This window comes from Stutzerimonas stutzeri (assembly GCF_000952685.1).
Lineage (GTDB): Bacteria > Pseudomonadota > Gammaproteobacteria > Pseudomonadales > Pseudomonadaceae > Stutzerimonas > Stutzerimonas stutzeri_E.
This window is the reverse complement of sequence record NZ_JYHV01000015.1, coordinates 328,250-340,054: the sequence shown is the minus strand read 5'-3', so window position 1 is coordinate 340,054 and position 11,805 is coordinate 328,250. Positions and strand designations below refer to the sequence as shown.

Annotated in this window: 7 protein-coding genes; 1 reads left to right on the top strand and 6 read right to left on the bottom strand. The window is 61.2% G+C overall.

The features are described 5' to 3' along the window. The 5 genes from UF78_RS10170 to UF78_RS10150 form a co-directional block, all read right to left on the bottom strand. The coding region (locus tag UF78_RS10170) for a filamentous hemagglutinin N-terminal domain-containing protein (RefSeq protein WP_045162049.1) at window positions 1-3,303 on the bottom strand (3,303 nt) is incomplete at its 3' end. Window positions 3,304-3,340: 37 nt separating this feature from the next. After that, a complete protein-coding gene (locus UF78_RS10165; protein WP_052679301.1) occupies window positions 3,341-5,113 on the bottom strand; it encodes a ShlB/FhaC/HecB family hemolysin secretion/activation protein in 1,773 nt (590 codons plus the stop codon). A gap of 204 nt (window positions 5,114-5,317) precedes the next feature. Continuing rightward, on the bottom strand, window positions 5,318-7,684 hold the full coding sequence (locus UF78_RS10160; RefSeq protein ID WP_230623599.1) for a TonB-dependent receptor: 2,367 nt from the start codon (window positions 7,682-7,684) through the stop codon (window positions 5,318-5,320). Next, window positions 7,681-10,005 (bottom strand): hybrid sensor histidine kinase/response regulator, encoded by a 2,325-nt coding sequence (locus UF78_RS10155; protein ID WP_230623598.1) that lies wholly within the window; start codon window positions 10,003-10,005, stop codon window positions 7,681-7,683. The genes UF78_RS10160 and UF78_RS10155 overlap by 4 nt, the downstream gene beginning before the upstream one ends. 74 nt (window positions 10,006-10,079) lie before the next feature. After that, window positions 10,080-10,895: a response regulator transcription factor gene (locus UF78_RS10150; protein ID WP_045162048.1), complete on the bottom strand. Its 816-nt coding sequence runs from the start codon at window positions 10,893-10,895 to the stop codon at window positions 10,080-10,082. Window positions 10,896-11,219: 324 nt separating this feature from the next. On the opposite strand from UF78_RS10150, the gene UF78_RS10145 reads away from it, so the two are divergent. Beyond that, a complete protein-coding gene (locus UF78_RS10145) occupies window positions 11,220-11,465 on the top strand; it encodes a hypothetical protein (RefSeq protein ID WP_045162047.1) in 246 nt (81 codons plus the stop codon). A 59-nt stretch (window positions 11,466-11,524) separates the two neighbouring features. On the opposite strand, the gene UF78_RS10140 is transcribed toward UF78_RS10145, so the two are convergent. Then, window positions 11,525-11,788, bottom strand: coding sequence for a hypothetical protein (locus UF78_RS10140; protein ID WP_045162046.1), 264 nt, complete (start codon window positions 11,786-11,788; stop codon window positions 11,525-11,527). Window positions 11,789-11,805: the final 17 nt, after the last annotated feature.

The window sequence follows — 11,805 nt, the reverse complement described above, 5'->3', positions numbered from 1 at the left end:
GTCGACGAAGCTGCCGGTCGAGCCACTGGTGTTCACCTTGCCGGCATCACCGGCCACCACGCCAATCAACTGCACATTGCTGAGGTCTGCGGCTGTGGTGCCGTCGTAGACCTTGTCGGCCACATCGGCCGTGGCCGTCAGAGTTTTCCTGTCAATCGTCCCGATGTCGCCGCTGACGCTCGAGGCATCGACTTGATAGCCGTAAACCTTCACATCGCCGTTGGTTGCTTCGGAAACCTGGACATTGTCTACCGTGACCCCTTTGCCCGCCCCGGCGTTTTTGTCTGCGTAATAAGCGTCACCGAAGGAGATGACATCGATGGTGTCTCCGTCGATTGCACCACTCATTGCGAAGTGAGTCGAGGCATCGACGGTTGCGTCCGTGTTGCCGTCATAGGTCTTGCGAACCTCTCCGGTCAATTCGACCGTGACCTTCGGTGCGTAGGTATAGACATGGCCGTTGCCAGTGCCAAGTATCGGCTGACCATACCCAGTGGCGTACTGCTTGAAGTCGATGCCGAGCCCGCCCCGCACGTCATCCCATGGATTGGTCGAATACGTGAGCCAGCGACCACTGCTGTTGGTTGCGAGCAATGCGTTGGCCCCAGCGTTGTTGACGAAGTTCCGCGCCGCAACCAGCACCACGGCGTCACCGCTACCCTGGGCGGTGACGCTACCGCCAGCGTTGATGACCACATCGCCCTCGCCCGCCTGGGCGATGACATGGCCGGTCGCGTTGCTGTTGCGCAACTCGCCGTCGATCCGGATGTTGCCGTTAAGCAACGTCAGGTTGTCGTTGGCATTGAAACCGAACCCGGAGGCGTCCACGGTGGTGGTACCGCTGCCATCCTCGCGGCCAATGGTAAGGTTCTTGATGCCTACTAGGCTGCTGATGTCCGTAGCCGGCGCACTCGCATCGAGGAAGATGCCGCCGCCGGCGTTGCCACTGCTGCTGTTCAGATTGATATTGGTCGTCGCGTCGTAGGGCTCCAAGCGGATGCTTGCCGTAGACAGGTTTTGCAGCGTCGCACTGGTGAAATCGACATTATTCGCCCTGAGTGTCAGCAGGTCGTCGCCGGTGTCCAGATTGACCGTACTGGTGAAATTGATCGCGCCGTTGGTATAGATCGAGGCGCCCCCGAGCATGGTCAGCGGCGTGTTGAAATTGACATCTCCACTCAGACTGAGCAGGCCACCCAGCTTTTTCTCTCCAGTGGACGAACCGAGTTGCTTGGTGATGCCACCAGGAATGGCATCGCCGAAGTACAGTCGCCCATTGCCCAACGTGATGTCGCTAAGCAGCGTAGCGCTATACCCATTGCCGCCGAATGACAGATAAAGATTGCCGTCATGAGTGGTGATGTCAGCGCCCTTGTTGATCACCAGGTTTCCGGCACCACCTTTGTTGACCCCGGCATCCGAGTCCACGGAAATGCGCACATAACCGCCATTGGTCTGGAGCGTGCCGGCCAAGGTTGCCCCGTCCGCGCCGAGAACGGTGATGGTGCCCGCACCTGGCGTGCCGTTACCGATCTGATCGACGAGATGTGCCGGGATGTCCGCCACGTCTGGATTGTCACCTGGGCCATGAGCGATCAGATTGAAGACACCCAGATTGCCGGTCAACCCAGCGGAATTACTCTCCCCGATGGAGCCAGTACCGCCCCCTCCGGCTTGCAGATAGATGCTCCCGGTGCCGAATACCTCCAAGGTGTTCTCGGCGTTTTCAAACGTAATCATGGTGCGGGTGCTACCGCTGTTAACCACTTCCGCGCGGAAACTGACGTCTTCCTGCATGGAGATCTTGCCATCACCGCCGTTCTGGGCGAGATCACCGAAGTGAATACGCTCGGTCGCCTGCAGCAGTACGTTAGCCGCCTGGGCTTCCAGCGCCTTTTCAGTGACCGTGGCGCCCGTAATCGAATCCCCAGCGTTGCCGCCGCCGACAATATCGATCCGCGTCGGATCGAGCAGCAGATCGCCCGTGCGACCCTTGGCGGCGCGAGCATCGGTCAGGCCGGCGTAGTGCAGCGTCTGCTTGCCAGACACCTCGGCCTTGCCGCCGTCGCCGCCCTGCTCGCCGCCGCGCACGGAAATTTTGCCGGCAAAACGGTTGTCACCGTCCGACCAGGCGACCACGGTGCCGCCATTGCCGGTGCCAATGGCGTCCGCCTTGAAAGTAGCGTCCTTGCTCACGGTCACCTGGCGAGCGTTGGCGACGCTGGCGTCCCGTCCCTGCCAGCCACCGCCGACTTTTATAGTTCCGCCGCCAGTAGCGCCGCTGGCATCCAGCGTTGCGTTGGCGACGGCAATGTGTTCCCCGGTCACGAGGATGTCGCCGCCCTGGCCCTGGTCCGAGGAGACATCGAGCGTGCCCGCCACCTGGGTCAGACCGCCCTCTGCGTCTCCATCGAGCAGAATGCGTCCGCCGCGCTCGACGAGCCCTTTGGCCTCGATAATGCCGGTATTGTTGATAACGCTGTTGAGCGCGGCGTCGGCCGATCGCGCACTGAGCGCAACCATTCCGCCGTCGGCGCTGATGTGCCCATCGTTCTGCACCAGGGCATCGAGCACGCCTCGCTCGACATTGACGCTCACCAGCCCGTCGCCATGGAAGTCGAGAGCAACCTTGTCACCGGCCGCCAACACCGCGCTACCGCCTGGTGTATGGATGCTGCCGCTGTTACTGACCTGCGGACCGATCAACGCGACTACACCGCCCTCCGCAGCGTTGATCGTGCCCTGGTTGATCACGGCACCGGCACCCGTTCCCGCGTTCAACGCAGTCTTGCCGGCCAGGAAATCCTCGTCGCTGATCTGCAGTGATGAAGCCACCAGGCCACCGACATTCACTTCGGCGCCGCGGCCGATCACGACCCCGTTGGGGTTGAGCAACCAGACCTGACCGTTCGCATCGAGCTTGCCCAGGATCTGACTGGCGCTACCGCCACCGATCACCCGGTTCAAGGCGATGCTGTCGGCGCCCGGCTGATGGAAGGTGACGCCTGAACCGGCGCCCACATCGAAGCTGTTCCAGTTGGTTACTAGCTTGCCGCTGGACTGGTTGATCACCATCTGATTGCCGTTTTGGGAAATAGCACCGCTACCGCCGACTATCGTCCCTCCGGTAGGGAGATCGGCGGCATGGACGGCGCCGATGCTCAGCAGACCCAGGGCGGCTAGAAAACCAACGACACCACCGCGCTTGCCACGGGCAGCGGTATGTTCGGAAACGGCAACGAAAGCCTGTTCGGCATCGCTCCAGACAAGGCGGTAAACATGGTTCAACGAAGCGCTCTTCATGCGTTATTCCTTTTTCGAAAAGACCGATACGGTGATGTCAGAAAGCCAGCGATGCCTGTAGCCAGGCGCGCCAGTCGCTTGAGCGTCCGTCGGCGTCCAATCCGGAGATGCCACGGCCTGGGTTGTTGTCCAGAGTGCGAGCTACAGCGGTGCGAACAGTGAAATCGCCCACCCATACATTGGCCCCAAGACCTACAGCGTGCAGGTCGTAGCGGTTGGTATCGCCCGCGTTGTTGATCGAGCCCGCCCATTCATCCTCGTGCAGCCAGATACGGCCGGTGTCGACGAAGCCGAGCGTCTGCAGCTTGACCCCCGGAAGCCCCAGGTCGAGATTGCGCCGTAGCTCGAGGGTGGCCAACCAGCCCTGGTCGCCGGACGCCTCGCCCACGGGATAGGCACGCACTCCGGCAGGGCCGCCCAGGAGGAATTTCTCCGATGAGTCCAGATTGCCGCTAGCCCATTGCGCGGAAGCGCCGGCGAACAGCGTCCAGTCGCTTGCCGCCCCAAGGTTCTGCAGACGCGACAGTCGCAGATTGAGCTTATGGAAGCCGCCATCACTCTGGGCTCCCATGCTGTCGGCGAATTCATCGCCACGGTTGCCGGATAGATCAAGCTGGCCGACAGTCAGAGCGATTCCAGCATCGGTAACGCCGCCCCCACCCAAGCCATCGAAGCGGTTACCAGAAAGCGCGACGTTGAAGTTGTTCAGCTCCCGGTCACGCAAGTTGATGCCCAGCGCCCGATCTTCCAGAGCCTTATATTCGTACGTCCCGGAGAGATTGAGGTTCTGCAGGCGCGAGCGGATCAGTGGATAGCTCAGGCCCAGGGATCCGCTCTCGGCGGTGCCGCGCAGGTTCAACGGGCGGAATTGCTCCTGGTCGACGTGATAGCGCAGGTACGACCCTGCGGCATGCAAGCGCAATCCGCTCGCCGTCAGCGGCAGGCTATAGCCGGCACCCACCACGGTGCTGCCGGTGGTCTTGCTGAGACCCAGGGAAAACTGGTCGCCGATACCCAGCGGATCAGCGAGGTTGAATTGAGCATTGGCGCGAGCACTGCCCGTGCTCCGGTTTCCGTAATTGTCGCCCGACACGCCACCGCTGAAGACCGGCCCTTGCTTGGCGCTGATCAGCAAGCGGCTGCTGCCGGGCTCGGTGCCGCGCTCAAGGGCGGATTGCGCGGTTATGCCGGGCTGGTCGTTGATGAGCAGCAGCGCACGTTCAAGATCTTCGGCGCGCAGTGCTTTGCCTTGGGGCAGCGCTGCCTCGGCAATGCCACGCAGGCGACCGGTCGAGCTGCGAGTCGCCCCGCCAACCTCGATGCGCGCCGCATCCGATTGCAATTTTCCCTTGGTCAGCGCGATTTCCAGATTGCCCTCGGTCAGGTCCTGACGCGGCAGGTACGCTCTGGCCAACACATAGCCGCGACCACGTAGATAACGGGTCAGGCTGTCGGTTAGCTGTTGGAGCCCGGCGTGGTCGAGCGTCTTGCCCACCATGGGGCTAACCAGACGCTGCAGATCTTCAGTCTCGGCCAACTCCGTGTCGCCGGAAAAGCGGATCGAGCGAAGGGTCACGCGCAAACCGGACTGCCCTTCGCGCACGGCATCGGATGGCAGTTCGAACGCAGGCGGCGGCTCGGTGGATTGCGGTGCGGATGGCTGGCTCTGCTGATGCTCGTTCAGCAACTGACCGGCATCCGGCAGACTTTGAGCAAAAATCCAGGGCGCAGCAGCCGAGCCAGCCAACGCAACGCTCCACCGCAGCAGACGCTTGCCCACATAAACGAAATCCTGTTCACGGACTGCCATCGCCAAACTCCATAAAAACCGTAATGAATGCCCGTCCCGGGTGTTCGGCCGGTCGAGTTGCGGCGAATTATGCGTAGAGTTCAACAGCGCAAAGTTTGCGAGAGCGGACGTGAGCTTTGCTGCAGCGGATGGTCGAGGATTAATCCGTTGCGGCCTGACGAACGGCTATGACGCGGGGGGGCACGGTACCGAGCGTGGCGCCTATCAGTAGCGCGCCCTGACCGTCATGCCTGCCATGCGGGGCTCCCCTGTAAGCACACCGTAATCGCCCGCGCCAAGCAGGGCATAGACGGCACTGACGGAATGGCGGTCGAACAGGTTGCGCACCCAACCTTCGACCTCCCAGCTACGGTCCGAGCGGCGCAGGCCAAAGCGCAGATGGGTCAGTCCGTAGCTCGGCTGATAGCTGCCCTCACCACCTTCGAGGGTGCCGTAATAGCCGCTTCGGAAGCTGTAGTCGACGCCGCCAAAGCTTTCCAGCCCCGGCACCAGCGGTTGCCAGTAATCGAGCCCGGTCGACACATTCCATTCGGGTGCGTTGTACAAGCGTTTGCCGCTCAGGTCGCACACCCATTGGCCCTCGCCGGGTGGGCAAGGCGCGTTGCGAAACGCGCCATAACGCGCATCGCTCCAGGCGACGCCCAGCCGCAGGTCAGTGCGAGGATGCACGCGCCAAGCGGAGTCGAGCTCGATTCCCCTCAGGCGTACCGCGCCGACGTTGATGAGATTGTCACGCAACGGAGGCGCGAATAGCGTGGCCGGAGGGCTATAGGTCAGCGCCTGATAATCGTCGACATCCGTCTGATAAAGGGTCAGGCCGGCCCGCGCACGGTCGTCCCAGAAGCGACTTTCAAGTCCCAATTCGAACGATGTGGCCCGCTCTGAGCCGAACGTCGGTGCTGCCGTAGGGCCCACCACGTCGAAATTGATCCCACCCGTTCGGTATCCGCGTGACCAGCCAGCCCGGCCCGTAACGGCATCGGAAAACTGGTATCTGAACCCGAGTTCACCGGTCAGGTGTCGTTCTTCGGTGGAGTCACGCCGGTAATATGCTCCACCCAACGCAATTTGCCGAAGTAACTGACCGCCACCCTGAATGACTGGCGGCAGACCGTTCAGAGAGGCCAGGTCCGCAAGCTCCCGGGACATCCAACCTTGCTTGTGTTCTCGCCCGTAGCGAAGCCCTCCCTTCAGTTCGACGCGCTCAACGGGACGCCACGCGAGCGCTCCGAACACCGCGCGGCTTTCCGACTCCTGTGCACCGGCATAGCGCTGACTCGCACCGTTGAGCAAGGACGTCGGGATCTGAGCTGGATTTTGAAAGCGGATGCCGAACAACTGCTCGATTTCATCCAGACGATCACCGACGAACCAGGCAGCCGCATCGTCGCCAAAGCGGACAGCGGTCTCACGCCGAGCGTCCTGGCTGAGGTAATAAGCACCCGTTGAATAATCCAGGCGCGGACCGACCGACCCGCTCAAGCGCAGCTCCTGACTGAACTGCCGGTGCCGCAGATCGACATTTCCCTCGGCGACCCTAAGCGGCGTACTGTCGCCATCTCGCTTGCTGAGATAAGTCCAGTCACGATGCGCGCTGATGCTGGTCAGCTGCATCGTCGGCGCCAGCGCCCAGTTCAGCTCCAGCGAAACGGCATCCTGCGACACCCGACTGCCGGTCGGCGCGTCATGCTGGACTTCCCGCTTCTTCGGGTCGGTCGCCGGCAGATCGTAGCCGACAAAAGCGGCCCGGCGGCGTGTCTGGTCGCTGTAATGGCTAGCCATCAGTACGCTTCCCGAATCATCCGCCCGCCCATGCTCGCCCACCAGACGCGCACTGAACGCCTCGGTGGGGGTCCACAGCAGCTGTCCCCGCAGCCCTTGTTGATCCTTGTCGTTCAGCCCCGCGCCGCTGTAACGATTCTCGACGAGCGCATCGCGCTCGGTATGAAAGACGCTCAGCCGACCGGCCAGCACCCCGTCCTCCAACGGCCCTGAGAAACTTCCGCGATGCTGCCGCAAGCCCCGAGAACCCACACTTGTTTCGCCACGTGCCTCGAACTCCGGACTCGGTGGTCGGGTCACGATGTTCAACGCCCCGGCACTGCTGTTCTTGCCAAACGCGGTGTTCTGCGGCCCACGCAGCACCTCGACTCGCTCGATATCCAGCCAGTCGCCGAGGGCCATGCCCTGACGGCCGAGATAGACTCCGTCAACGAAGACCCCAACGCTGCCTTCCAGCCCATCGTTGAAGGCCGTCGCGCCGTATCCGCGCATCCCGAAACCGATATCACGGGCGTTGTGGCCAGACAGCACCAGACCCGGGACGCGTTGCTCGAGTAGGCTGGGCGCGTGTCCACCAGGGCGCTCCACGGCCTCTCCCTCCACCAAGACGACGCCACGCCGCGCGTCCTCGTGCAAGGAACTGTCAGCGTCTGCGGTGACCGTCATGTCGTCGAGCAACAGCTCCTCTCGTCGAGAATACCCGGCATCGCCTGAAGGTACGGTCTCCGCCATGGAGGCAGATGAGACTGCCAGCATCACAAACAGCATCATTACGCGCGAAGAACTCAAGAGCCAACCTCGGTAGTGATCGTTTGCCTTTGACGACATGCCCGCTCATCTATGCAGCGAAGCAGCTCACCGTTCGAAGCCGGTTTGATCAGCACGGCATCGAACTCGAGCTGTTCTGGGTAGCCAGACGGCCGTCGCGCGGGCGCCGCCGAATAAAGCACCACCGGTGTCCCTGGCCACTCTCTACGCACCTGACGCAGGAATTCCCAGCCGTCCAGATCAGGCATCATCTGATCGGTGACGATCAGGTCGACGGGATCATCGGCGAGACACCCAAGCGCCTGGGCAGCGCTGATCGCCGTCGAAACTTCGAAGCCATATCCGCCCAGCAGATCGGCCAGCCATTCCACGTTCTGCTCGATATCGTCAACCAGCAGGACGTGCCGCCCCGCTCCGTTCAGTGCCGTTGGTGGACCGTCCGAAGCGGAAAAATCGATGTCCTGCTCGGTCGCGCAGGCGAGCTGCACGGTGAAGCTCAGCCGGCTTCCGCCTTCTGCGGGCGCCTCGATTTCCAGTTCGCTGCCCATGCGCTGCAGCAAATCCTGGACGATCGATAACCCAAGCCCACTGCCCTCGTACCGCTGCGCGTTGCGACCACGCCCGAACGGCCGCATCAGTTGCTCGCGGTCCTTTGGATCGAGTCCTATGCCGGTGTCGGTGACGCAGAAGCGCAGTTGCACCTGATTCGGACGAATATTGTTCACGCAGCACACCTCGAAGCGGATGCTTCCCTCGGTGGTGAACTTGGCCGCATTGGCCAGCAGATTGATGAGAACCTGCCGCAGCCGCCGAAAATCGGCATGTACCAGTACCGGGAGGTCCTGCGCGAATTGGGCTTCGAACGCGTTGCGCTGGCGGGTAGCGAGGAAAGCGGCCTCGTCCTCCACTTCACGCAAGAAGCCATAGAGATAGCCGGGTGCGAGCGACAATTCCATTTGCTGCAGCTCGCCAGAGGAGAACTCCAGCAAGTCGTCGATCAGTTCCAGCTGCCGCCGCGTGTTGCGCTCGATCTTCTGCGGATAGTCATTTTCTGCGCCCGTCTGTAACAAGCGGGCATATTGGATCACGCTCACCAGAGGCGAACGCAGATCATGACTGATCCGAGCGATCAGCCCGCTGCGCGCGCGCAGCGATTCGCGCAGCTGTTCGGTACGCAGGGCCACCGTTTGCTCGAGGCGTTCGTGCTCGGCCTGTTTGAGATGATCGAGGTCGAGCAGCGCTCGCTTTTCCCTGGATCTGGCGCGGCTTACCTCGACCGCAAGGGTACATAACAGCAGTAAGACTCCCGGTAAGGTCGACGCCAGGCTGTAGCGCTGCTCAGGCGATTGCCAGGGAATGCTGCTCAGTTCGAAAAAATAGCGAGCAGCCAACAGCAACATGAATATCAACGGCAGCAACCAGGCCAGCCAGTCGTAGCGCACACCTCTACGCCAACCGACCAACAGCGTCAGCGGAAAAAGCAGATAGATGCCTTTCATTACCATCAGGGCGGCATCGCCTCCCTGGGCCGGGTCTATCAACGACCATAGGCGTGCACCCGCATGCGCAACGAATTGCAGCCCGAACAATACACCGATGGCTCTGGGTAACTGACCGACACGCAGTACCACTGCGGCGTAGCCCAGAAAGCATGCAAACGAGATCACGCTGGCCAGCACCGTCAGCTCTCGCGTCCAACTGAGCGCCGCCGGCCAGAGCACCAGATAGCCATTCAGAACACACGTCAGCAGAATGTAAGAACTGACGGCGCCGGCATGCACCACGACCAGGCAGGAGCGGAAGATCGCACCGATCATCAGGCTGAACAGGGCCACCAGACATACGATGCCAAGGGTGATTCCGTCCCACAGGTCCGTGGACTGCCGATGTTGGAAGCGCGCCAGATCGGACCAGAGTTGGGGGTTGATCAATATCTGCGTACCGCTGGCGACCCGAGCGACCAACACGACCGATTCACCAGCCTCCAGCGATACCGGGAAGAGCGGCTGCCGCGCCGGATACGACCATTCGTTGAGCGGATAAGCGCTTCCCGCCCGCATCGATTCCCAGCCACCCGGCACCGGTTTATAGACGCGCACGTCTTCCAGACGCGGCGCACCCACCGTCAGCCAGCGCGAGCAGCTGCTCGATCCCTCGTTCTTCAATTCCAGGCGGAACCAAAACGCCGAGTGGGTATAGCCCGCAGGCGGCACCTCCGCCTGGGCGCCGGATTCACTTTCAAAACGCGCCAGAACGCGGGCTAGGCTCAACGTCCCGCTACGGTCTTCGATCATCCGAGTAACGGGCAATAGTTTGACGTGTTCGTCTTTACATGCGTCCACGGAGACCGTGCCATGCGCGAGGCCCGAGATCGAAAGACAGAACCCGAGCAGCAGACGGCAAAACCGCGACCCAATCATGCGGAACGGACCGAGTCGGCCTCGCAGATGCCGTGGATCTGTTGACGGAACTGGGTAGGCGTAATCCCCAGCCACTGGCGGAATGCTGTGGTGAAATTGCAGGCGCTGCGAAAGCCGACCAGCTCGGCGATATCCTGGATGCTCATGGAACCGTCGGTGAGCAGTTTCTGACCGCGACGCAAACGAGCTTCGCGGATATAGCCGAAAACGGTCGTGCCCAAGTGCTCACGAAAAATCATCGACAAGCGCTTCTCGTGTGTCCCTACCATCCTCGAAATGACCGACAACGACGGCAGATCGTCCAGCCTTTCCTCGACCAGACGCATCGCCGCCCGAAGAATCACCTGATCGGGTTGGTCTCCATCGGCCGTCTCGTGCGAGGGTGCGGCGCAGGGCTCATCACGCCATGTCAGTTGCAGATGGATGCGGATCCGAGCGAGCACTTCCTCTGGTTCACAGCACTTGAGTACGTAATCGACTCCACCCAAGGTCAATCCCTCCAGCCGCTCTTCCAATGCACCCGAGGAGGTCAGAAACAGAATCGGAACGCGGCGTGTCACCGACGCTTCGCGCAATAGGCGACACAGACTGAAGCCGTTCATCTGAGGCATCCTGACGTCCAGCACGATGAGATCTGGTCGAGTGGCCAACGCTCTCTGATAGCCCTGGTAGGCCTCGGTTGCCACCGAAACTTTCCATGCCTGCGCTCTGAGAAGCGTGAGCAATCCTCTGAGTTCATCCGGCGTATCGTCGATCACCAATACATGCGGCGCGCCTTGCTGTGGCAACCCGGTCTTCTGAAGATCCACCATGCTCCCTGCCTCTTCATTGTGTGGATGTCACGTATTCACAGCGGCATCACCCAAAGCGTGAGCGAAGACGCGCCAGTCATTTGATTCATCGAGAAAACGGGCTGATCTTATCGGGCCGATCATGCGCGTGCCATTTTAAGCTGTCGGCAGCCTAGCGGTTTACTGAAGACTTATCGCGCTGATTGGTGCGATGTCTGCAAACGACGCCAAACGCTCCAACTCACGCCGCGAAGGCCGACTCCTCACTCACGCCCTGCGAAAACCTCATGGTTTCCGAGTGGCTCCTATACTGGACTGGCGGGCCACTCATCAGGAGATCGAATCATGCGTCGTATATTGCTATTCATCGCAGCCGCTGTCGTCAGCACGCCGCTCTGGGCAATGCACTGTCCCATGGACATGGCAAAGATCGACGAGCAACTGGCAACGAATCCACCAAGCGATCCAGCCGTTCTGACGCGAGTCAAAGAACTTCGCGCCGAGGGGGAAAAATTGCATAAGGCGGGCGAGCACGAACAATCGCTCGAAGCGCTGGGAGAAGCGCAAGAATTGCTCGGCATGAAACAGTAACTATTGTCACCGCGCCCTACCGAGCAGTTGCTCTGTCAGAAGTCGCTCGGTGGGCTCGATCAGCTGTCTTCGTTGCCTTTCTCCGTACAACGAACGCGCAGCTCCTTACGATCGAAATTCTCTTCGCTACTCAACGTTTCGTAACCCTTCGGACAAACCGCGCGCGCACGGGCCTCGCAACCCGGCTGTCCGGCTGCCTTGTTGCAAGCGAATACATATTCATCGGTACCGTCCGGTGGCGGTACCGTTTCTATTCCACTGCAACCAGCCATGAACGCCGTCAGCCCGGCTATTACAGCGTATTGCTCGGTCAGTTTACTCATCGTCAGTCCGAATATGA